Source organism: Bradyrhizobium sp. S3.3.6, from assembly GCF_040546905.1.
GTDB lineage: Bacteria > Pseudomonadota > Alphaproteobacteria > Rhizobiales > Xanthobacteraceae > Bradyrhizobium > Bradyrhizobium cytisi.
On record NZ_JBEPOT010000002.1, the window covers coordinates 282,246 to 304,925 of the forward strand.

Sequence of the window (22,680 nt, forward strand, 5' to 3'; positions counted from 1 at the left end):
TCTATCAATTGCGATGCGCAAATATACATGGGGATGGGCGACAACTTGTATGTGCAAACCGGAGCGATGCTGATTCTCTGGAAGTGTCGTCTCTCGGCAACACCTGCGGTTCCCACGTGGCTGCCTTGGGAGTAGGCAGTTTGTCGGCAGCCTGCCGACACGAGTGTCGCCGTGGACGAAGCTACATTGCAAATTTTGGAGAAAATCCCGGCTGGATTCGCTATGCATCGCTACGCGTTGCCACGTGGTCGGGACGTTGGTCTCAAACCACCTTGAAGATCGCCAGCGCCAGCACGGCCTGCGCGAGGAAGCCGACGGTGAAGGCGAGGGTGCGGAATACCGGAATGCCGAGCGCATAGACGATCAGATGCGCGACGCGGGACCAGAAATAGACGACGCAGGCGAGCACCGTCCATTTCGAGGAATAGTCGATCGCGTTCAGGATCAGCACCAGCGGGGCGAACAGCACGAGGTTCTCGACCGCGTTGTCGTGCGCGAACATCAGGCGGTTCGCCCACTCCGACTGCGGCTTGTCGCCGCGCGAGGGGTTGGCCATCGCGCCGCTGAGCCCGCGAATCTGGCAGCGGTTGATGGTGTAGGGAATCCAGAGGATCCCGGTCAGGATCACCGTGCAGGTCAGCCAGAACAATTCACGCGTCATAACCCGGTCCCCTTCAAAATCGATGTCGTGAGCTTATACGAAAGTGCGCGCCGTTGCGCTATGCGCGAACCCTGACATAGCTGCCCGGGGCGTCCTCGATCGGCGGCAGCGCTTCGCTTCCGACGCCGCGCGCAGGCACTTCCTCCGGATCGAGCCCGCCCAGCCATTCGCGCCAGTCCGGCCACCACGAGCCCTTGTGCTCCACCGCCCCCTTCATCCACTGGGCGACGTTGACGTCCTTGATGTTGTCGTTGGTCCAGTACTGATACTTGTTCGAGGCTGGCGGATTGACGACGCCTGCGATGTGGCCGGAGCCGGACAGTACGTATTTCACGGGGCCGCCGAAGAACTGCGAGCCGTACAGCACCGATTCCGCCGGCGCGATGTGGTCCTCGCGCGTGGCGAGGTTGTAGACGGGCACCTTGACCGTGGAGAGGTCGAGCAGCGTGTTGTCGAGCACCATGGTGCCGGTCGACAGCCGGTTCTCCAGATAGCAGTTGCGCAAGTAATAGGAATGGTTCGCCTGGGTCATCCGCGTCGCGTCGGAATTCCAGTGCAGCAGGTCGAACGCGCTCGGTTGCTGGCCTTTGAGATAGTTGCTGACCACATAGGACCAGATCAGGTCGTTGGAGCGCAGCATGTTGAAGGCCATCGCCATCTTGGAGCCTTCGAGCACGCCGGACGCCTTCATGTCCTGCTCGAGCGCCGCGATCTGGTCCTCGTCGACAAACACGAGGAGATCGCCGGCATGGGTGAAGTCGACCTGGGCGGCAAAGAACGTCGCCGAGGTCACGCGCTGGCGCCGCTTCTCGGCGAGCCAGGCCAGCGTGGTCGCGAGCATGGTGCCGCCCACGCAATAGCCGGCGGCGTGGACCTTCAACTCGCCGGTGACCCGCTCGATCACGTCCATCGCCGTGAGCGGGCCTTCCTTCATGTAGTCTTCCCAGCTCTTGGCACCGAGCTTCTTGTCGGGATTGACCCATGAGATCACGAACACGGTGATGCCCTGATCGACGCACCACTTGATGTAGGATTTCTCGGGCTTGAGATCGAGAATGTAGAACTTGTTGATCCAGGGCGGGATGATCAGCAGCGGCGTACGCAGCACCTTCTCCGTGGTCGGAGAATACTGGATCAGCTGCATCATCTCGTTCTGGTAGATCACCTTGCCCGGTGTCGTCGCCATGTTGACGCCGACGACGAGGTTGTCGGGATCGGACTGGCGGATCTTCAGCATGCCCTTGCCGGCGGCGATGTCCTCCGCCAGCATCGTCAGGCCGCGCGCGAGGTTCTCGCCGCTGCTGGCAACCGTTTGGCGCAGCACCTCCGGATTGGTCAGCACGAAGTTCGACGGCGAGATCGCGTTGGTGAGCTGCTGCATGTAGAACTCGGCCTTGCGCCGGGTCTGCGGATCGAGCCCCTCGGCATCGCGCACGAGCTCCTGCGCCCATTTGGTCGTGAGCAGATAGAGCTGCATCATGAAATCGAAGAACTGGTTCGACTTCCATTCCGGATCGGCAAAGCGCTTGTCGCGCGGCGAGGGCGCAATCGCGGGTTGGGCCTCCTGGCCGGCCATCCGCCGTGCCGCCGAACCCCAGAGATCGAGATAGTCCTTGGCGAGCTTGGTCTGGAGGTCGGACGCACGCGACTGGTCCGACAGCCAGTATTCCGCGACCGACGTGAACGTCTTGACGACCTCGGCGATCTCGGCCGGCGGACGGTCCTGCACCTCGCCGGTTTCGCGCGGCTTGAGATACGCGGCGAGCGCCTTGCCGCCGCTTTCCATGGCCCGCGCGACATTCATCGCGAAGGTTTCCGCATCGAACTTCGTTTCAGATTTTGTCCCAGCTTTGGGCGTATCGGTCGTGGCACTATTCATGAAGGCAACAGTAACGATTCATTCCGTATTCGTCACCGCGAAGCTCGCTGGTTTCGCGTCAAACACGCGCGAAGATGTGCTGCACTGCGACAAGGCTTCTTGCTTTTGTCACAATCGCAGTGCACCTCTCGCGGTGTGGGCCTTGGATGATTTCTCGCTCGTACCATTTGTGGGCAGCAATGGTTTGGGCTTGGGCAGGTTGTTGGGTTAAGCTCCCGCAGCCTCGCATGGGACGAGTAGGGGAATTCCCAGGTGTTTGCGTTTTGGGACCTGCAAAAGTCGCGGCTTGCATGCTGCGCGCTGCTGACGACGGCGCTTGCGCTGGGCGGCTGTTCGAGCCAGCTCGCGGACATGTCGGCCGCCGACACGCCGGCTCATCCGAGGGAGCCCGGTGCCTATCTGCCGGTGCACGATCTGCCGCCGGATCGTGATCAGGCGGTCATCCCGCCCGACCAGCGCGCCAAGATCGAGGCCGAGCTTGCGGCCGCCCGCGACCGCCAGGCCGTCGCCGCCAAGGACGCCAAGTAAGACCGCCAAGTAAGGACCGCCAATCAGGCACGGGACGCCATCGCGGGGCACAAGGTAATCGCTGGCGCCCCCGCCACTCCGTGCTAAAAAGACTTCAATTCAGCCGAGAGTCAGGGCGAAGGAGTTCAGTCCTCGTCACCGAAAATCGCTCCAAGCATTTGATTTTAAGCGATTTTTGTGTGCAGGGCGAGATCTCCTCGAGGGGTGGTCATCGCCCATCGATTCTATCCTGAGCGGTTGCCCGGAGCCCAGAGAGCCATGGACGAGTTTTACCGCATCCGCCGCCTTCCGCCTTACGTGTTCGAACAGGTCAACCGGGCCAAGGCGGCCGCGCGGAATGCCGGCGCCGACATCATCGATCTCGGCATGGGCAACCCGGATCTGCCGGCCCCGCCACACGTGCTGGAGAAGCTCAAGGAGACCCTGGGCAAGCCGCGCACCGACCGCTATTCGGCTTCCCGCGGCATCCCCGGCCTGCGCCGGGCCCAGGCCGGCTACTACGCCCGCCGCTTCGGCGTGAAGCTCGATCCTGATACCCAGGTGGTGGCGACGCTGGGCTCGAAGGAGGGCTTTGCCAACGTGGCTCAGGCGATCACCGCGCCGGGCGACGTCATCCTCTGCCCGAACCCGAGCTACCCGATTCATGCCTTCGGCTTCTTGATGGCGGGCGGCGTGATCCGCTCGGTGCCGTCGGAGCCGACGCCGCAATTCTTCGAGGCAGTGGAGCGAGCGATCGTGCATTCGATCCCGAAGCCGCTCGCGCTCGTGGTCTGCTATCCCTCGAACCCGACCGCCTATGTCGCGAGCCTCGATTTCTACAAGGACCTCGTCGCCTTCGCGAAAAAGCACGAGATCCTGATCCTGTCCGATCTCGCCTATGCCGAGGTCTATTTCGACGAGAGCAACCCGCCGCCTTCCGTGCTCCAGGTGCCCGGCGCCATCGACGTCACCGTCGAGTTCACCTCGATGTCGAAGACCTATTCGATGGCCGGCTGGCGCATGGGCTTTGCGGTCGGCAATGAGCGCGTGATTGCGGCGCTCGCCCGCGTCAAATCCTATCTCGATTACGGCGCGTTCACGCCGGTGCAGGTCGCGGCGACCGCCGCGCTGAACGGCCCGGACGATTGCATCAAGGAGATGCGCGACACTTATCGCAAGCGCCGCGACGCGCTGGTGGAATCGTTCGGCCGCGCCGGCTGGGAGATTCCGCCGCCGGAGGCCTCGATGTTCGCCTGGGTGCCGTTGCCGGAAGCGTTCCGCAGCGTCGGCAGCATGCAGTTTGCGACCCTGATGGTGGAGAAATCCGGCGTCGCGGTCTCGCCCGGTGTCGGCTTCGGCGAGCATGGTGAAGGATATGTCCGTATCGCCATGGTGGAAAACGAGCAACGGATCAGGCAGGCCGCGCGCGGCGTGCGCCGCTTCCTTGAAAGCGGCATCGAAACGTTGCACAACGTCGTTCCGCTCGCCAATCGGCGCTAATTCTCTTCTGCAGGTTCACTAAAGCATCATGGTTGCACCCCTGAAAGTGGGCATAGCGGGGCTCGGCACCGTGGGCGCCGAAGTTATCCGTTTGATTGAAACCCAGGCCCGCGTGCTCGCGGGCCGCAGCGGCCGCGGCATCCGCGTCGTCGCCGTCACTGCGCGCTCGAAGGCCAAGAAGCGCAGCATCGATCTGCGCGGCGTCGAATGGGTGAAGGATCCGGTGGCGCTTGCCACGCATCCCGGCATCGATTGCTTCGTCGAGCTGATGGGCGGCGCCGGAGATCCCGCGCTGTCGGCAGTCGAGGCGGCGCTGACGACCGGCAAGTCGGTCGTCACCGCCAACAAGGCGCTGCTCGCCAAGCACGGCCTGAAGCTCGCCAAGGCCGCTGAAAAGCACGGCGGTGCGCTGAATTTCGAGGCAGCCGTTGGCGCCGCGATCCCCGTCATCAAGACGTTACGCGAAGGTCTTGCGGGAACCGGCATCAACCGGGTCTACGGCATCCTCAACGGCACCTGCAATTACATCCTGACGCGGATGGAGCAGGAAGGCCTGTCGTTTGCCGAGTGCCTCAAGGATGCGCAGCGGCTCGGCTATGCCGAAGCCAATCCGTCCTTCGATGTCGACGGCCACGACACCGCGCAAAAGCTCGCCATTCTCGCCAGCCTCGCTTTCGGCACGAAAGTTGCTCAAAGCGCGGTGTATGTCGAAGGCATCTCCTCCATCGCGCCGGAAGATCTGCGCGCTGCCGCTGATCTTGGCTACCGCGTCAAGCTGCTCGGTGTTGCCGTTCGCACGGCCAAGGGCATCGAGCAGCGCGTGCATCCGACCATGGTTCCAAAAATCTCTTCGATCGCGCAGGTGATGGGTGTCACCAATGCGGTCACGATCGATGGCGAGGGCATTCCGCCGATCACGCTGGTCGGTCCCGGCGCCGGCGGTGCCGCGACCGCGTCCGCCGTCGTGGCCGATATCGCCGACGTTGCGCGGGGCATCCGAGCCAATCCGTTCGGCCGTCCCATTGCGCAACTGCGCGACACCAAGAAGGCGCCGATGGAGCGGCACGAGGGCGGCTATTACATCCGCCTCTTGGCACGCGATTTCCCGGGCACCGCGGCTGCGATCGCGACCCGGCTTGCAGAACAGAAGATTTCGATCGAGTCGATCGTGCAGCGCCATCCCAATGGCGGCGCTGCGCCTAGCGACGGCAAGGCGGTCCCCGTGCCCGTCATCCTGATCACCTACGCCACGCATGAGGACGCGGTGCGCCGCGCGCTCGCCGCTGTGCAGCACGACAAGGTGATCAGCGGACGGCCGCAGGTGATCCGGATCGAGAAGAACTAGAGCATGACCCGGAAAGGTGTGAAGCGGTTTTCCGAGAAGGTCATGCTCAAACATTGAGGCGGTTCGTTCGAACGAACTGTGGGCGTTGCGAGTTGATGCGGGCAGGGAGTCCTGTCCAAAACTGTTTCGAAGGAGTTAGCCGATGTCGACCCATATTTCAGTGCCGCCGCACGCATTGCTCGAGCGCATTCTCACGCTGGAGATCGTGCGCGTGACGGAGCGGGCGGCGGTGTCGTCGGCGCGGTTGCGCGGGCACGGGCAGGAGAAGCCCGCCGACCAGGCCGCCGTCGACGCCATGCGCCGCGAGCTCAACAAGCTGCCGATCCAGGGCACCATCGTGATCGGCGAGGGCGAGCGCGACGAGGCGCCGATGCTCTTCATCGGCGAGAAAGTTGGCATGAACGCCGGGCCGGAAGTCGATATCGCGGTCGACCCGCTCGAAGGCACCACGCTCTGCGCCAAGAACATGCCGGGCTCGATCGCCACCATGGCGATGGCCGACGGCGGCACGTTGCTGCACGCTCCCGACGTCTACATGCAGAAGCTCGCGATCGGCCCCGGTTACGACAAGGGTGTCGTCGAGCTCGACGCGACGCCGGCCGAAAACGTCCGCCGTCTCGCCAAGGCCAAGGGCGTCAAGCCGGAGGGCATCACCGTTCTGGTGCTCGACCGTCCGCGCCATGCCAGCATCATCGAGAGCGTGCGCTCGACGGGCGCTGCCGTGCGCCTGATCACCGACGGCGACGTCGCCGGCGTGATCCACTGCGCCGACCCCGACAACACCGGCGTCGACATGTATCTCGGCACCGGCGGCGCGCCGGAAGGCGTGCTTGCGGCGGTGGCGCTGCGTTGCATCGGCGGCCAGATGCAGTGCCGCCTGATCCTCGATTCCGACGAGAAGCGCGAGCGCGCCGCCAAGATGGGCGTCAACGATCCCAAGATGATCTACGGCATCGAGGACATGGCGCGCGGCGACTGCCTGTTCGCAGCCACCGGTGTCACCACGGGCTCGCTGCTCTCGGGCGTCAAATTCCGCAAGGACGGCGTGATCGAGACCGAGACGGTGGTGATGCGATCGGTCACCGGCACCGTGCGCTACATCAAGGCCGAGCACCGCGAGCTCGCGAAGTTCCACCTGGATTGATGCTCTCCGTCATTCCGGGGCGACGCGAAAGCGTCGAGCCCGGAATCCAGAGATGATGGCGCCAGAATCCGGGTTCGCGCGCGCTCCGCGCGCCCCGGAACGACAACAATAAGAACAAGGGAAGCGCACATGTCCGACCTCTCCGCCGTCAAAGCCCTCGTCTTCGACGTGTTCGGCACTGTCGTGGACTGGCGCACCAGCCTGATCACCGACTTTATCTGGTGGGGGAAGGGCCGCGGCATCAGCACCGACTGGACCGCTCTGGTCGACGGCTGGCGCGCCGTGTACTCGGCCTCAATGGACGACGTGCGCAAGCACCCCGAGCGCGGCTATGTCATGCTCGACGATCTGCACCGCCGCTCGCTGGAGAAGCTGGTCGAGCAGTTCGCGATCGAAGGCCTCACCGAAGCCGATCTCGATCATCTCACCAAGGGCTGGCATCGCCTGCACCCCTGGCCCGACAGCGTCGCCGGCCTGACGCGGCTCAAGACAAAATTCGTGATCTCGCCGCTGTCGAACGGCAACGTCGCGCTGCTGACCAACATGGCGAAGTTTGCAAAGCTGCCGTGGGACCTCATCATGTCGGCCGAGCTGTTCGAGCACTACAAGCCCGATCCCGAAACCTATCTCGGCGCAGCAAAGCTGCTGTGCCTCAAGCCGGACCAGGTGATGATGGTCGCAGCCCACAATGGTGATCTCGCCGCCGCGCAGAAGTACGGTCTGAAGACCGCGTTCGTCGCGCGGCCGACCGAGTACGGCCCGTTGCAGAAGGTCGATTTCGAGGCGACCGGCAACTGGGACATCGTCGCCAAGGATTTTGGCGGCGTCGCCGACCAGCTCGGCTGCTAGCGCACGGCCTCGCCGACCCTCAAATCCTTCCGAACGCGACCGTCGCCTTGTCGTAGGCGCCGTCGCCCATCGTGCCGGCTTCGAAGATGCCGTGCTTCTCGATCCAGTCGAACGACTGCTCGTAGATCTCGCGCGAATAGGGTTCGAACACGATCCGCTCGCCGGGCCCCCAGCGCCTGGTATCCATCGCGGCATGGAATCGGTCCGGGAATTCGTTCTTGTAGTAGCGGGTGAATAGCTCCGGACGCAGGTCGATGTCGCGCTGGGCCTTCTTCAGCGCCCGGAAGTAGCGCTTGATGTCCTCGGGCGCCGGATCGCCATTGATCATGGACGCGATCATGAACGTGGTGTCGATGATCTTGCGATAGCCGAGCTGCTCGGCGAAATAATAGGGGCCGTTGAACAGCGAGGCCGCCTCGCTCTTGCCTTCGAACAACAGCTCCATCCGGCGGAACAGCATGCCGTCCTCGAAGGTGAGGTTGATCTGGCCGGGCGCCAGATACGGCTCGAGTGCCTGGATCGTCGAATAATGGCTGCCTGACTGGAATCCGACCGAGATCGGCACGCCGGCGAGATCGGCAGGTGTGCGGATGTTCGAATCCGCCGGGACGAAAATGCCCGAAGGCGCGACCGAATAGACGTCGGCGTAGAGCTTGGCGTGGCCGTTCGAGGCGGCGACGTTGACGGTCCAGTGGCAGGCGCAGCTGACGTCGGCCTTGCGGCCCTGCTCGATGCTCTGGAAGGCGCCTTCATTGACCTTGTTGTGGTGCTGGCCCTCGGTCGAGCGGATCAGCTCGCGAAACTCGTAGTCGAGCCCTTCGTCGCGGAAGTAGCCCTTCTCCTCGGCCACCCATTCCTGCAGGCGGAAATGCGACTCGATCACGAATTTGGTCATGGCGTCCTCCCTGTCCGCGTGGCCGTTTCGGCCATTCGATTGACTGCAGGATAGCAAAGGCCGAAGCTCGATCCATAGCCACGAGGGAATGTTTTATATGTCGAAAATGGAATCTTACGGGATCGACTTTCGCGGTTTGCGCGTGCTCGACGCGCTGATCCGCGAGGGCAGCATCACGCGTGCGGCCGTGAGCCTCGAGACCACGCAGCCGGCGATCAGCAAGCTCCTGGCGAGATTGCGCCTGCGCTTCGACGATCCCCTGTTCGTGCGACGTGGCAGCGGCGTGCAGCCGACGGCGCGCGCGCTCGAGATGGCGGCGCAGGTCCGCGCCTTGCTCGAAATGGCCGACCGGTTGTGGCAGGAACGGCTGCCGTTCGATCCCCGTAAATCCGAGAAGACCTTCAGCCTGCTGTTGACCGATGTCGGCATGGTGCGGTTCCTGCCGCCTCTGGTCGCGCGCCTTTCGGAACTCGCACCGCTCGTTCAGGTGCGCGCAATCCCGCTGGACTCCCGGCACTTCGCCCTCAAGCTCGAGTCGGGTGAGGCTGATCTTGCGCTCGGCGCCTTGCCGCGTGCGGCGGGGCATCTTCGCTCCCAGCGGCTCTACTCGGACGGCTACGCAAGCGTCGTGAGACGAGGCCATCCAAGGCCGGCGGCGGCGCGCACGCGTCGGGGATTTCTCGAGGAGAAGCACATCCTGATCACGGCGTCCGAGACCGGCCATGCGGCCCACCTCGAGACGCAGCGCGTGCTGACGCGCGCGATCGCGCGCACGAACATCCTGTTGCAGGTGCCGAGCTTCATCGCGGGCGCGATCGTGGCCTCGCAGACCGATGGTGTCGCGACCTTGCCCGCCAATCTGGCCACGATCGTCGCCGAGCCGCTCGGCATGACCGTGTTCAAGACGCCGGTGGCGCTACCGCGGATCGAGATCGCGCAATATTGGCACGAGCGTTACCACCGCGATCCCGCTCACCGCTGGCTGCGGTCGATCACGCTCGATCTGTTCGGCAATCGCGCCTAGCGCGATCAAGGGCTCCACCGGCGGTGCCCTCTGAGGTCGCGGGGTACCAGTCTGCGACGGCTCTCGATATTTCGATGGGCACACCTTCGCGTTCTGGAGAGCGCTCAGTGCCTCCATTCGCTTTTTTGAACGAGGATTTATAGAAACGCACGCTTTGATTGTGCAAGTCAATTGGCGTGACCGCAATTTCTGCCCAGTCGGTGTGCAGGCCTTACATTTGCCCGGCAGCCCCTGTCTGCTACAATCTTTCGGCGCCACAATGACTGTGGCCGCCCAGCAGTTGTTGTGCCTGTCATGATGATCAGTGTCGACAACAGGTCCCCGGACGACGGCTCGGATCAGAGCCGGCCGAAAAGGCGTACTGCCGCCGCTGTCTTCATCGATGTCGTCGGATATTCCCGCTTGATGGGAGGCGACGAGGAAGGCACGCATCGGCGATGGATGTCGATGCGCACGGACGTGATCGAGCCACGCGTCGCTTCGAGCGGCGGCGAGGTCATCAAAAGCACCGGCGATGGGCTGCTCCTGGAATTCAAGAGCCCGCTTGACGCGATCAGCTTCGCGCTCGGCACCCAGCTCCATTTGGAGAAATCGTCATCGGACGGGGGCAACCCGCTGCAGATACGGATGTCCGCCAATGTCGGCGACATCATCGCCGAGCACGACGATATCTACGGGGACGGCATCAATATTGCGGCCCGACTTCAGGAATTCGCTGGCCCCGGCGGGATCGTGATTTCGGGGGCCATCCACGATCAGGTGAAGGATCATCTGCGCTATCAGGCCGCAGAGCTGGGCTTCCTGACGCTCAAGAATATCGAGCGGCGCATCCGGGCATTCAAGATCGCGCATCACGAGCTGCGGCCTCCGACGATCTCGGTGGCTCATGCGCTCAAGCCGTCCGTGGCGGTCCTGCCGTTGCAGATGCTCGGTCTCGAAGCGGCGGACGCCTATCTGGCGCAGGGTATCGTCCACGATATCGTGGCATCACTGGCGGGAATCCGCGATCTGTTCGTCGTATCCAGCACGTCGACGCTGGGTTTCACCGACCCGACCATCGACGCTGCCAGCGTCTGCCATCACCTGGGCGTGCGATATCTTGTCACGGGGACGCTCACCCGCAGCGGCGAGTTGTTGCGGATGCGGGTTCAGCTGATCGATGTCGATACGAAGTCCATGCTGTGGACCAACCAATATGATTCATCGATCAGCCAGTTATTCGACGTGCAGGAGAAAATCGCGACAAACATCGCATATGCGCTCCTGCCGCACATCCACATATCCGAACTGAAGCATGCCGAGCGCAAGATTCCGCAGAGCATGAACGCCTACGACCTGGTCTTGCAGGGCATGTACCGCCTCTATCGTCTTGGTCATGACGACATGCAGGTGGCACGAACCCTGTTCGAGCGAGCGCTCGACCATGATCCCCACTATGCGGCGGCCTACGCGCTGATGGCAAAGTGGTACATCCTGCACATCGGCGAAGGGCATACGACCGACTTCAAGGCCGACTCCCACGAAGCTCTCAGGCTTGCATCGCGTGCGCTCGAATTCGAGCCGTCGGATCCCATGGCGCTGGCCATCTTCGGCCATATCAATTCCTTTCTCTTCGCCGCGTATGACCGCGCCATCGATGCCTTTGACCGTGCGATCGGAGGAACGCCGAATTCCGCAATCGCCTGGTCGTTGAGTGCGTCGACCTACTGCTATATCGGTGACGGGCCGCGTGCGGTGGCGCGCGCATCGTACGGGATATCGTTGTCGCCGCTCGATCCGTATGCCTACTTCTATCAATCGGCGCTCACTAACGCGCACTACACCAACGAGACCTTCGACGAGGCCGTGCATTGGGGCACGAAGGTCATGGCGGGGGCTCCTCAGTTTGTCGCCAATTTGCGACTTCTTGCGGCAAGCCTTGTCGCCGCCGGTTCGCTCGAGCGGGCGCGCGAGGTGGGCGCCGCGCATATGCGGATTGATCCCTCATTCTCGGTCGAAAAATATTGCAGCTGGTACCCGATCAAGCAGCCGGCGCGTCTCGCTCTGCTTGCCGAACGATTGATTGAAGCTGGGCTGCCTCGCTAACAGCGAGACGAATTGCGCCGCGACGTCTGCTAGCCGTCAACAAACAAGTTCCCGCTGAACAAGCTCCGGAGGATGACATGGGAATGGGCATGGGAATGGGTATGGGCATGGGTATGGGCATGGGAATGGGTATGGGAATGGGTATGGGAATGGGTATGGGCTTCGGAGCCACCCCGGCCGAGCTCAGCTTCCGGCCCTTGACCCTGCAATTCGACCTCGGCCCGAACTGCGCGCCAAGCTTCCCGCAGCAGACACTGCCATCGGGGGACTGGCAGGGCAGGATCGGACCCTGGGATCCCGACGTGCTCTGCTTGCTCTTCCTCACCGAGTTCATGGAGAACTGCGGCCCCGGCTGGAAACAGGTCAATCTCGCCGGGCATACCCCCGATTTGCTGGGCTGGCAGCAGGGCAGTGCAAACCCGACCGCATTCATCAATGCCGAGCTTCATCACCTCCAGCAGCTCATGCAGATCGACCGCGAGCGGTATATGGGCGAGATCGTCTTTCAGCACGACAATGCGCCCGGCTACTGGGTGAGCATGCTGGCGGTCAACAACCGCGCTCACTATTACACGCTGGTGCTCATGAACCTTGCCGTTCGCATCGGTCAGGTCGTCGCGGTCTACTATAAGAAGAAGTACAAGCGGCCGCGGCCCTCGTTCATATGTCCCGGTCTCCTGCCGGCGTTTGGCCCGCCAGCCCATGCCTCGTTCCCGAGCGGCCATTCGCTCCAGAGCTGGCTGATGTCGTACCTGCTTGCCGAGGTGCTGCCGCATTGGACGGATCAGCTCGAATGGCTCGCCAGCCGGGTCGCATTCAACCGCGAGCGCGCGGGCGTGCACTATCCGAGCGACAGCGCCGCCGGCAAAGTCATTGCCCGTGCTTGCGTGGACCTGATTAAGGACCGGACCCGATGTCCAGAGACCGGTCATCTATTCGATGCTGTGGTGGCGGAGTGGGCCGCATCGGTCACGCCAAATACGGTCGCGCAACTTACGAATGAGCCGTTCCCGAACTTCCCCCCGCCGTAGCCACGCCTACGGAAGCTGCCATTCGCGATAACCGAGGTTGTTGTCGCTGCGGACGAGATCTTCCACCGGCGTCGGGCCGGTGGCGCAGCGCAGCGGGGAGTCGTCGTCGATGTTGCTGCGGTCGCCGGCAACGGTGGTGCGGACCAGCAGCGCATTCCTGCCGACTTGTGGAGTCCACTCGAACGGGCCGAACGTGTAGGATTGCCCGCTTGGGACGTTGTGTGGCGCGTTGTTCCACTGCAGCTTCTGCCAATAGTTCGCTGCAGGCTCCCAGGTATCGGCGGCAGGGCCGGTGGCCGCAAAAACATCCACCGATGCCGCTATCGCCGCATCGTCGCCTCGATTGCGCAGACTGACGTAGACGTAGTTGGGCTGTCCCGGCGTCGGCTGTGTGCCCGCGGTGTCGGCATCGGGATTGGGGCGGACCCACACCGCCCCCGGCAGAGCATGCCAGCCGCTGTTGCTGTAGCCGTAGCCCCCGGCGCGGCCGTCGTCGATATAGATATCGACCGCCGGCGGGCGTCCCGGTTCGTTGCGTGGGCTGTTCGATGCGATCTGGTACAGGCCCTGCTGTTCGAACGCCCAGCGCACGACCTTGTGCACCATTCCACCGAGCCGGGGCGTCCCGTCGTCGTCGACTTCTGAGGTGCCGACGTCGGCCTCCATGAGCGCCGTGGCGAATTGGCTTGCTTCGCTGGTCGGTTCTGTCTGGACACAGCCGAGCGAGCCGATCGCGCTCACGATGAGGTACGCGCAATAATAGGCCGCTGCCCGGCGGCGTTCGACGTCCGGCTCGACAACACCCGCCGCGTTGGTGCGGCGAGCATCCCCGCCCAGCGCGCAATAGAGACGGAACAGGGTGCTCGAGAGTATCTGCTCCGCATTGTATCCGGCCGGATCGCGCAATCCGTAGGTGGGATTGGGGCGCTCATAGAGCGTTCCGTTCCATCCCCAGCCGTCCTCGACCTTGCGATCATGACGCCGCAGCGGCAGTTGAATGAAGGGGAAGGTCACGCCGCGACATGCATCGTCGTCGAGCTTGACCAGCCTGGAGGAAGGATCGTCCATGATCGCCGCAAGCGCATCGCCGGCGCTATGGGCGAAATCGAATTCCGTCGATCCGGTCGCGGCAAGGATCATCACGTGGCAGAATTCGTGCCAGACGAAGCGCACATCGGCGACGAGTCCGAGCGGATTTCTCCAGGTGTCGGCGAAATCGGCGAGCCCGAACAGCATCCGGGCGTCCCAGGGCGGCCCGACCGGATCGGCGCGGAACGGTGTCACATAGGCATTGATGCCGCGGCCGTCGCGCGCGCCGGAGCCCGCCAGCATCTTGGCCCTGTGCTCGACGACCAAAGGCCGCCTGATCTTGGCGAAATAGTCGGCGTTCGTGAACCCGAACTGCTCGACCAGCAGCATCATGGAATCGCAATGACAATAGGCGCTGACCGCAGCGAACGCGTTGGTCCGCGCCGAGAACGCGAAAGGCGGTCGCTGCACAGGTGGATCGTAGTCGGCACCCAGCGCCGCCGGCGTCAGCACTTGAACGCGCGGACCGGAGAGCTTGCGGCGGCCGCCCGGGGCGTGATCAAGGTCGAGCAGCGCGACCGGATCGCGCTCGGGATCGAGCAAGTCGGCTCCGGTATCGGGACGCAGCTCGAAAGTTCCGGACTTGCTGTCGGGATCGCTGAGAAAGGCGTATCCGGCGCATGCCGACGCGATTGGCGCCTTGCGCAAGAGTTCGTTCTCGAAAGGATCGAGCAGAACCCGATGCGCGATCTCCTCGCCTGCCACGGACAGGAATGCAGTTGCACTGACCGCGATGCCCAGCGCGCCGCCATAGACGGCACTGCGCTTGCGCAGGCGATAGGCGACAAGCAGCGCGTCTCCGATGCCGGTCTTGTCGTCGGAAAGGCCAAGCAAGGGAGCCAGAAGGCTCTCGGTCAGATCGCGAGGTAGGAAGTCTGCCCATGCCGGTTCCAGGACCCGGCCAGGAAATGTTCGCTCGACGAACTCAGGCGCGATCGACAATTGTGCGCTCTCGATCGTCGTCGATCGCGCGCTGGTGATCAGTGGGATCGCGCCGCGGTGATGGACCACCAGCCGTATGCTGCCGCCCAGGACATCGGGGACAAAATCGGAGGCTGCCAGTGGAGCCGTCTGCTGGACCCAGACGATCGAGGTCTCGATGGTCGAATTCCGTTTCAGTTCGCGAGGGGCCACCCATCGAAATCTGAAACCACCGGCTCTCGTCGGTCCGTCGTCGTTGATGGTGTCGTTCAGGTGCTGCCAGTCGTCATCGCTGATAGGCAACAGATGGCGATGCACACCAGCATCCTGCAGATAGGCGAGGGCGGCCTGCTTGGCGGATTGGCCGGACTCGCCGTTCGCAGGTGTCTGCAAATGGCGCAGCTCCCGGACGTTCCGGTGCGCATCGAGTTCGATCAGAAGGTCTGGTCCCTGCGGAAGATTCACAGTTTACCTCGAGGGGTCTCGATCTCCGGCGCGACTGGCCTGATCATGCTCCCGGTGGTTGCGCGAGGCAAGCGTCCTGCTTGTCGTGGAGGGGCGCGCAAGAGCTGCCAGGAAGAGGAATTCCGGGCGCACGGGCGGTCCAGCGACAAGTCTCACGCGATCTTCAGCGTGGGCTCATTCGCCTCCGTCTCCGCAAACCCCGCCTGCAAAACCTCTTCCCGCTTGTGGCGCAGATGGGCGCGCAAGATGTGGGAGAGGCCGGCGCCGTCGCGGCGCTGGAGCGCGTTCAGGATGGCTTCGTGCTCGCTGACCGCAAACGCCCAGCGCTGCGGCGTCATCGGCGTGACGTAGCGGGCGCGGCGGATGCGCGCGGTCACTGACGCATAGAGCCCCGTGAGCACGGGATTGCCGGCCGCATTGACGATCCCCTCGTGGATGGCGCGGTTGCCGCGATAGTACTGGATCAGATCGCCCTCACGATAATGCTGCACCATCGCTACATGCGCAGCCGCGATCTCCGCGATCTCGTGATCACTGATGCGCTCGCAGGCGAGCTCGCCGGCCAGCGCTTCGAGGCCTTGGCAGACCTCGAAGAGGTCGCGCATGTCCTTGTCGGTCAGTTTTGCCGCGCGCGAGCCCCGATGGGGCAGGAGCTGCACGAGGCCCTCTGCAGCGAGCACCTTGAGCGCCTCGCGCAGCGGCGTGCGTGAAATCTCGAGCCGTTCGCACAGCTCGCGCTCGGGGATCCGCGCGCCCGGCGGAATCTCGCCGTCGAGCAGAATGTCGCGGATGCGGCCGACGACCTCCTCATGCAGCATGGGATATCTCTATTTTTGAATGCAAAAATGATCTCATAGACGAAAGTCAGGTAATTATATCTTGTAAATCTGAAATTTTGCATTCAAAAAGACAAAAAACAGCGGGGATCGCGGAAATGGACCAGACCGTAGAGGCGGACGACCTCGTTTTTGAATGCAACGACGGCATCGGGCGGATCACCTTCAACCGCCCGCAGGCGCGCAACGCCTTCACCTTCGCCATGTATGAGCGGCTCGCCGCCATTTGCGGGCAGGCCAACGACGATCGGTCCATCAAGGTGCTGGTGCTGCGCGGCGCCGGCGACAAGGCCTTTGCCTCGGGCACCGACATCAACCAGTTCCGCGAATTCAAGACGCCGCAGGACTCCATCGACTACGAGAACCGGATCGACCGGGTGCTCTCCACCCTCGAGCAATGCCGGGTGCCGACGATCGCCGCGATCAACGGCTTCTGCACCGGCGGTGGGGCGGGCATCGCCGCCGCCTGCGACCTGCGCATCGGGACGAGAAGCACGAAGATCGGCTTTCCCATCGCCCGCACGCTCGGCAATTGCCTGTCGATGTCCAATGTCAGCCGTCTCACCGCGCTGATCGGTGCTGCGCGGGTCAAGGATTTGATCTTCACCGCACGCCTGGTCGATGCGGCGGAGGCAGCCCACGTCGGGCTGCTCGGCGAGGTCGTCGACGATCTCGCAGCGCTCGACGAGCGTGCCGGCGAGCTCGCGCGCCTTGTTGCCAGCCATGCACCGCTGACGCTCAACGCGACCAAGCAGGCGGTGGCCCGCCTGCAACGGCGGCTGACGCGGGACGAGGGCGAAGACCTCATCCTGATGTGCTACACGAGCCAGGATTTTCGCGAAGGGCTCGATGCTTTCCTCAACAAGCGCGCCCCGCAGTGGCGCGGTCAATAGGACGCACCCGTGATGCAAAGCGATCGATCGCAATCCACTTCACGCCGTGCCGGCCCGCTCGCCGGCCTCAAGGTCATCGATCTCACTCATGTCATGGCAGGGCCGACCTGCACCCTGATGCTCGCCGACATGGGGGCCGACGTCATCAAGATCGAGAAATGGCCGAACGGCGATGACACCCGTCATTCGGTCCCGCCCAGGATCGGAGACGAGGCCGCCTCGTTCCTGATGATGAACCGCAACAAGCGCGGCATCGTGCTGGATCTGAAGACCGACGGCGGCAAGGCGGTGCTGCGGCGGCTGATCGCGGACGCCGACGTGCTGGTCGAGAACTTTGCGCCGGGTGCGATGGAGCGCCTTGGGTTCGGCTATGAAGAGCTGCACGGAAAATTCCCGGCGCTGATCTATTGCTCGCTGTCGGGATTTGGCCGCACCGGTCCCTATAAGGATCGTCGCGGCTTCGACCTGGTCGCGCAGGCCATGAGCGGCATCATGAGCTTTACCGGCGAACGCCCCGATGGCCCGCCGGTGAAATGCGGCCCGCCGCTATCGGACATCACCGCCGGCCTGCTCGCGAGCATGGGTATCCTCGCCGCCTACACGCACCGCCTCAAGACCGGCGAGGGGCAGTGGGTCGAGACCTCGCTTTACGAGGCGGCGCTGGTGCAGACCTATTGGCAATCGACCATCGCGCTCGCCGCCGGCACGGCGCCGCGCGCGATGGGCTCGGCCCATCCGCTCAACGCGCCGTACCAGGCGTTTGAGGCCTCGGACGGCTGGCTCGTGGTCGGCGGTGCCAACAAGAAGCACTGGCTGCTGATGCTGGAAGCGCTCGGCGCGAGCGAGCTCGCCTCCGATCCGCGCTTCGTCAACGGCGCCGACCGCATGGCGAATCTGAAGGAGCTCGAGGCTGTCTTGAGCGAACGCTTCCGCACCCAAACGCGCGCGCATTGGCTCGCGGCACTCGACGAGAAGGGCGTGCCCTGCGGCCCCGTGCACGACATGCTGGAGGCGCTGAGCGATCCGCAGACGCTGGCGCGCGAGATGGTCGTCGAGGTCGAGCATTCCACACTCGGCCCGGTCAAGACGATCGGGCTGCCGGTCAAGTTCTCGGAAACCCCGGGCAAGGTCCTGTCCGGCGCGCCCATCTATGGCGAACATACGCGCGAGGTGCTGGCCGAGCACGGGTTCGACGAGAAGCAGATCGAAGCGCTCGAGCAAGAAGGCGCGATCGTCTCGGCATCCAGGGAGCGCAGGGAACGCGTCGCCTGAACGGACGTCGAGACGACTGGTCAAACAAAACAGAAAAAATCAGTTGGAGGAAATCATGCGTGGGACGTCTCTCTTTTTGTTGTCCGTCAGTGCGGCCGTGCTTGCAGGCAACGCGCCGGCGTGTGCTGCCTGGCAGCCGCAGAAGCCGATCGAGTTCGTGGCGACCGCCGGCCCCGGCGGCGGGACCGACAACATCGCCCGCGCGGTGCAGAACATCATCACCAAGTACAAGCTGACGGACCAGCCGATCGTCGTCGTCAACAAGGCCGGCGGCAGCGGCGCCGAAGGCTATGTCTACGGCAAGGCCTCGGCTGGCGATCCCTACAAGGTGATCTTCGGCACCTCGAACGCCTGGCAGCAGCCGCTCGTCTCTAAGGTCGCATTCAACTATACCGATCTCACCCCGATCGCGGCGATGGCGCAGGACGAGTTCCTGCTCTGGGTCAAGCAGGACTCGCCCTACAAGACTGCGGGCGACTATCTGAAGGCCGCCGCGTCGGGTGACTTCAAGATGGGCGGCGCGCAGTCAAAGGACACCGACGAGGTGTTGACGCGCATGATCGAGAAGGCCGGTCATGTGAAGCTGACCTACATCCCCTTCAAGAGCGGTGCCGAGGCGGCCGTGCAGCTCGCCGGCGGCCATATCGATTCCCACGTCAACAATCCCAGCGAGAGCCTCGGGCAATGGCGCGGCGGCACCCAGCGTCCGCTCTGCGCCTTCAGCCCGAAGCGGCTGCCGCAGGGCGCCAAGATCACTGCGACCGAGGGTTGGAGCGACGTGCCGACCTGCGTCGAGCAGGGCCTCGATATCAAGCAATACGAGCAGCCGCGCACAGTCTGGCTGCCGGGCAAGGTCACGCCGGACCAGGCGGCATACTATGTCGACCTCATGAAGAAGGTGCAGGCGACACCGGAGTGGAAGGACTACATCGAGAAATCCTCACAGATCGACACCTTCCTCACTGGTGCCGAGTTCGACAAGTTCATCAAGGAGGATCTCGAACACCTCAGGCAGGTTGCAAGCGAGCAGGGCTGGCTGGTCAAGTAAGACCGGGCGCGCTTGCGCAAGTGAAATGCCCTTGTCCATTGCTCGACTGGAGCCTTCCATGATCTCACGACGCACGCTCGAACTTGCGACCGCCATCCTCACCGGCGGTTTTGGTGTTGCGGTGGTGGTCCAGAGTCTGGACAACGGCATCGGCTGGTCGAGTGCGGGTGTGGATTCCGGCACATTCCCGTTCCTGACCGGCGTCATCATTGTCGCCGGCAGCCTGTACAATCTGGCGCGCGGCGTCGTGCCCGGCGCGACGCTGGCCAGCGTGCCCATCGCGATCACGTCCATCGAGCTGCGGCGGCTGGCGGGCCTGTTCGTGCCGGCCGCGATCTTCGTCGCCGCCATCCCGCTGCTCGGGATGTATCTGGCGTCGGCAATTTACGTCTTCGCGGTGCTCGCGATCCCCCGTCATCAATCCGTGCTGCGTTCGGCGATTGCGGCGGCGGCGACGGCGCTCGCCCTCTACGTCGTGTTCGAGCGCATGTTCCAGGTCAGCCTGCCGCACGGCGCGTTCGCCGCCGCGTTCGGGTTCTGAGGGGGCGGGTGATGGACAATCTCTCGGAGCTCTTCCACGGCTTCACCATCGCGGTCACCGTGCCGCATCTGGCGCTGATGGTCGTCGGCGTGCTGCTCGGCATTCTCGTCGGCGTGCTGCCGGGGCTGGGTGCGCCGAACGGGGTGTCGCTGCTGCTGCCGCTGACCTTCGGCATGCAGCCGGTGTCAGCGATCATCCTGCTCTCCAGCATGTATTGGGGCGCGCTGTTCGGGGGCTCGGTGACCTCGATCCTGTTCAACATCCCCGGCGAGCCGTCCTCGGTCGCGACCACCTTCGACGGCTATCCGATGGCGCGCGACGGCCGGCCGACCACGGCGCTCGCCACCGCCTTCGGCTCGGCAGCGTTCGGCGCGCTGATCGGTGTCATCCTGATCACCTTCCTGGCGTCATGGGTGGCGCAGGTCGCGCTCGCCTTCGGCCCGCCGGAATACTTTGCGGTTTATTTCCTGGCCTTCGCGAGCTTCGTCGGCATGGGCGGCGCGGCGCCGATCAAGACGGTGGTGGCGCTCGCGATCGGCTTTGCGATCGCCGCGATCGGCATCGACACGGTCTCCGGCAGCGTCCGCCTCACCATGGGCATCGACGAGCTGGTCAAGGGCGTGAACTTCGTCGTCGCGGTGATGGGCCTGTTTGGCATCGGCGAGCTGCTGGTTGCGGTCGAGGAGGAGTTTCATGCCCGCGCCGTCTCCTCCAGGATCGACTGGCGCGAGGTGTTCCGCGCGGTCGGCCGCCTGCCACGGCACGGCGTTGCGCTGCTGCGGAGTGCTGCCATCGGCTGCTGGATGGGGATCACGCCGGGCGGCCCGACCGCAGCGTCCTTCATGAGCTACGGCATCGCGCGGCGCTTCTCGCGGCGCGGCCGCTATTTCGGCACGGGCGAGGTCGAAGGCATCATCTCGCCCGAGACCGCCGACCATGCCGCCGGCACCAGCGCGTTGTTGCCGATGCTCTCGCTCGGCATTCCCGGTTCGGCCACCGCGGCCGTCATGATGGGCGGGCTGATGATCTGGGGCCTCAATCCCGGACCGATGCTGTTCGTCGACCAGAAAGACTTCGTCTGGGGCCTGATCGCCTCGATGTATGTCGGCAACATCGTCGCGGTCGCGCTGGTGCTTCTGACCGTGCCCGTGTTTGCCGCCTTGATGCGGATTCCGTTCGTGATCATCGCGCCGCTGATCGTGATCATCTGCGTCGTCGGCGCCTATTCGGTGTCGAACTCCTATCTCGACGTCGTCATGATGCTCGGCTTCGGCATTGTCGGCTATCTCTTCAAGAAGCTGTTTTATCCGCTGGCGCCGCTGGTGCTCGCGATCGTCATCGGCGACAAGGCCGAGGATGCGTTCCGGCAGTCGATGCTGATGTCCAAGGGATCGCTCGGAATCTTCTTTGCCAACAAGCTGGTGACGTGCCTCGTGGTGGCCGGCATCGCGCTGTTGCTGCTTCCGCTCGTGCTGCAGCTTGCGCGGCCGTTTCGCAAGACGGCGTCTCCGGACGCCGATACGCCAGCCCAGGAAAAGGTGATCATATGACCGCAAAGCCGCTCATTGCTCTCGCGATGGGAGACCCCGCCGGCATCAGCCCGGAGCTGACGGCAAAGCTCGCGGCGCTGGACGAGATCCGGGCCCGCGCCCGCCTCGTCGTCATCGGCGACCGCCGCATCTTCGACGAAGGTGCACGCGTCGCCGGCGTTGCGCCGGAGCTGACATCGGTGGAGCAGGGGCGCGATTTTCGCGCCGCGAAGGGCGATGTGCTGTTCGTCGATCTCGGCCATCTCGATCCCAGGGACGTCGAGCCCAAGACTGCGACCCTGGCCGGTGGAAAATTCGCCCTCGCGAACTACCGCTACGCGCTCGAGCTCGCCCGCGACAATCGCGTCGATGCCGTCTGCTTCACGCCCTTCAACAAGCAGGCGATGCGGTATGCCCGCGCCGACTATGACGACGAGATCGCGTTCTCGGCGGAGGTTGCGGGCCTGAAGACGCCGGCCAGCGAATTCAACGTGCTGGGCGAGCTCTGGAACGCGCGGGTCACCTCGCACATTCCGCTCAGGGATGTCGCTGCGAAGCTCTCCGCCGAACGCATCCAGCGTGCGCTGAAGCTGACAGATGCCTGCATGCGCAACGCCGGCTTTGCGCGCCCGCGGATCGCCGTGGCCGGCCTCAACCCGCACGCCGGCGACGGCGGCAATTTCGGCCGCGAGGAGATCGATGTCATCGCGCCGGTGGTGGAAGCCGGCCAGCGCGAGGGCATTGCCGTGGAGGGGCCGTTTCCGGCCGACACCGTGTTCCTGCGCGCCAAGGCCGGCGCCTTCGATGCTGTGCTGACGATGTATCACGACCAGGGCCAGATCGCGATGAAGCTGATGGGGTTCGATCGCGGCGTCACCTTGCTCGGCGGCTTCCCGTTTCCGATCTGCACCCCCGCGCACGGCACCGCCTACGATATCGCCGGGCAAGGCGTCGCATCGACCGGTGCCAGCCGGGCCGCAGTGCTGCTTGCGGCGGAGATGGCCGGGCGACGGGTCGGTTGATCCGAGCCGGCGCGCTTTTCGGGAAAAACTGGAAACTTCCGCGATCGAGTCGAGTTGCCAATCCGACGGATGTCTCCGCCTCGGAGCTGGAACATGATCGAGGAGGCGGCACTACGCGCGGCAGCGAAGATTGCTTTCGCCCTC

20 protein-coding genes are annotated in these 22,680 nt (G+C 64.0%); 15 read left to right on the forward strand and 5 right to left on the reverse strand.

Annotated elements, in window-relative coordinates:
- Positions 1-262: 262 nt before the first annotated feature.
- On the reverse strand, positions 263-661 hold the full coding sequence (locus ABID59_RS05950; protein ID WP_354082750.1) for an MAPEG family protein: 399 nt from the start codon (positions 659-661) through the stop codon (positions 263-265).
- Positions 662-719: 58 nt separating this feature from the next.
- Positions 720-2,540, reverse strand: a complete 1,821-nt coding sequence (locus ABID59_RS05955; protein ID WP_354082751.1) for a PHA/PHB synthase family protein — start codon at positions 2,538-2,540, stop codon at positions 720-722.
- Here ABID59_RS05955 and ABID59_RS05960 point away from each other — a divergent pair.
- From ABID59_RS05960 to ABID59_RS05985, 6 genes are all read left to right on the forward strand, one after another.
- Positions 2,446-2,751: a hypothetical protein gene (locus ABID59_RS05960; protein ID WP_187434585.1), complete on the forward strand. Its 306-nt coding sequence runs from the start codon at positions 2,446-2,448 to the stop codon at positions 2,749-2,751. The genes ABID59_RS05955 and ABID59_RS05960 overlap by 95 nt on opposite strands.
- 41 nt (positions 2,752-2,792) lie before the next feature.
- A complete protein-coding gene (locus ABID59_RS05965) occupies positions 2,793-3,068 on the forward strand; it encodes a hypothetical protein (RefSeq protein ID WP_354082752.1) in 276 nt (91 codons plus the stop codon).
- 258 nt (positions 3,069-3,326) lie between these two features.
- Entirely contained in the window at positions 3,327-4,547 is a 1,221-nt protein-coding gene (locus tag ABID59_RS05970) for an LL-diaminopimelate aminotransferase (RefSeq protein WP_148748826.1), read from the forward strand.
- 28 nt (positions 4,548-4,575) lie between these two features.
- Positions 4,576-5,892 (forward strand): homoserine dehydrogenase, encoded by a 1,317-nt coding sequence (locus ABID59_RS05975; protein WP_148748827.1) that lies wholly within the window; start codon positions 4,576-4,578, stop codon positions 5,890-5,892.
- A gap of 142 nt (positions 5,893-6,034) precedes the next feature.
- Positions 6,035-7,036 carry a class II fructose-bisphosphatase gene (gene glpX / locus ABID59_RS05980; protein WP_148748828.1) on the forward strand — a complete coding sequence of 334 codons (1,002 nt, stop codon included), beginning with the start codon at positions 6,035-6,037 and terminating at the stop codon, positions 7,034-7,036.
- Between the two features lie 129 nt (positions 7,037-7,165).
- Positions 7,166-7,885 carry a haloacid dehalogenase type II gene (locus ABID59_RS05985; protein WP_354082753.1) on the forward strand — a complete coding sequence of 240 codons (720 nt, stop codon included), beginning with the start codon at positions 7,166-7,168 and terminating at the stop codon, positions 7,883-7,885.
- Between the two features lie 19 nt (positions 7,886-7,904).
- On the opposite strand, the gene ABID59_RS05990 is transcribed toward ABID59_RS05985, so the two are convergent.
- Entirely contained in the window at positions 7,905-8,780 is an 876-nt protein-coding gene (locus ABID59_RS05990; protein ID WP_354082754.1) for an ABC transporter substrate-binding protein, read from the reverse strand.
- Positions 8,781-8,877: 97 nt separating this feature from the next.
- Between ABID59_RS05990 and ABID59_RS05995 the strand changes: the two genes are divergently transcribed.
- The 3 genes from ABID59_RS05995 (at position 8,878) to ABID59_RS06005 (ending at position 12,920) form a co-directional block, all read left to right on the forward strand.
- Positions 8,878-9,804 carry a LysR family transcriptional regulator gene (locus ABID59_RS05995; protein WP_354082755.1) on the forward strand — a complete coding sequence of 309 codons (927 nt, stop codon included), beginning with the start codon at positions 8,878-8,880 and terminating at the stop codon, positions 9,802-9,804.
- 294 nt (positions 9,805-10,098) lie between these two features.
- Positions 10,099-11,889 (forward strand): adenylate/guanylate cyclase domain-containing protein, encoded by a 1,791-nt coding sequence (locus tag ABID59_RS06000; protein ID WP_354033514.1) that lies wholly within the window; start codon positions 10,099-10,101, stop codon positions 11,887-11,889.
- Positions 11,890-11,966: 77 nt separating this feature from the next.
- On the forward strand, positions 11,967-12,920 hold the full coding sequence (locus tag ABID59_RS06005; RefSeq protein ID WP_354082756.1) for a phosphatase PAP2 family protein: 954 nt from the start codon (positions 11,967-11,969) through the stop codon (positions 12,918-12,920).
- A gap of 6 nt (positions 12,921-12,926) precedes the next feature.
- Here the strand turns inward: ABID59_RS06005 and ABID59_RS06010 are convergent, their stop codons facing one another.
- Both ABID59_RS06010 and ABID59_RS06015 read right to left on the reverse strand, forming a co-directional pair.
- A complete protein-coding gene (locus ABID59_RS06010) occupies positions 12,927-15,395 on the reverse strand; it encodes a hypothetical protein (protein ID WP_354082757.1) in 2,469 nt (822 codons plus the stop codon).
- Between the two features lie 152 nt (positions 15,396-15,547).
- The gene (locus tag ABID59_RS06015; RefSeq protein WP_148748835.1) at positions 15,548-16,213 is read right to left on the reverse strand and encodes a GntR family transcriptional regulator; all 666 of its coding nucleotides are present in this window, start codon (positions 16,211-16,213) and stop codon (positions 15,548-15,550) included.
- 116 nt (positions 16,214-16,329) lie between these two features.
- Here ABID59_RS06015 and ABID59_RS06020 point away from each other — a divergent pair, with 116 nt between their 5' ends.
- From ABID59_RS06020 to ABID59_RS06045, 6 genes are read left to right on the forward strand one after another with little or no spacing between them, the layout of a single operon-like run.
- On the forward strand, positions 16,330-17,124 hold the full coding sequence (locus tag ABID59_RS06020; RefSeq protein WP_354082758.1) for an enoyl-CoA hydratase/isomerase family protein: 795 nt from the start codon (positions 16,330-16,332) through the stop codon (positions 17,122-17,124).
- Positions 17,125-17,136: 12 nt separating this feature from the next.
- Complete coding sequence (locus ABID59_RS06025; protein WP_354082759.1) at positions 17,137-18,396, forward strand: CaiB/BaiF CoA transferase family protein; 1,260 nt, start codon at positions 17,137-17,139, stop codon at positions 18,394-18,396.
- A gap of 55 nt (positions 18,397-18,451) precedes the next feature.
- On the forward strand, positions 18,452-19,444 hold the full coding sequence (locus ABID59_RS06030) for a Bug family tripartite tricarboxylate transporter substrate binding protein (RefSeq protein WP_354082760.1): 993 nt from the start codon (positions 18,452-18,454) through the stop codon (positions 19,442-19,444).
- A 58-nt stretch (positions 19,445-19,502) separates the two neighbouring features.
- On the forward strand, positions 19,503-19,985 hold the full coding sequence (locus ABID59_RS06035; RefSeq protein WP_354082761.1) for a tripartite tricarboxylate transporter TctB family protein: 483 nt from the start codon (positions 19,503-19,505) through the stop codon (positions 19,983-19,985).
- Positions 19,986-19,996: 11 nt separating this feature from the next.
- Positions 19,997-21,535, forward strand: a complete 1,539-nt coding sequence (locus ABID59_RS06040; RefSeq protein WP_148748840.1) for a tripartite tricarboxylate transporter permease — start codon at positions 19,997-19,999, stop codon at positions 21,533-21,535.
- The gene (locus ABID59_RS06045) at positions 21,532-22,536 is read left to right on the forward strand and encodes a 4-hydroxythreonine-4-phosphate dehydrogenase PdxA (protein ID WP_148748841.1); all 1,005 of its coding nucleotides are present in this window, start codon (positions 21,532-21,534) and stop codon (positions 22,534-22,536) included. Before ABID59_RS06040 ends, ABID59_RS06045 begins: the two co-directional genes overlap by 4 nt.
- Positions 22,537-22,680 lie beyond the last annotated feature (144 nt).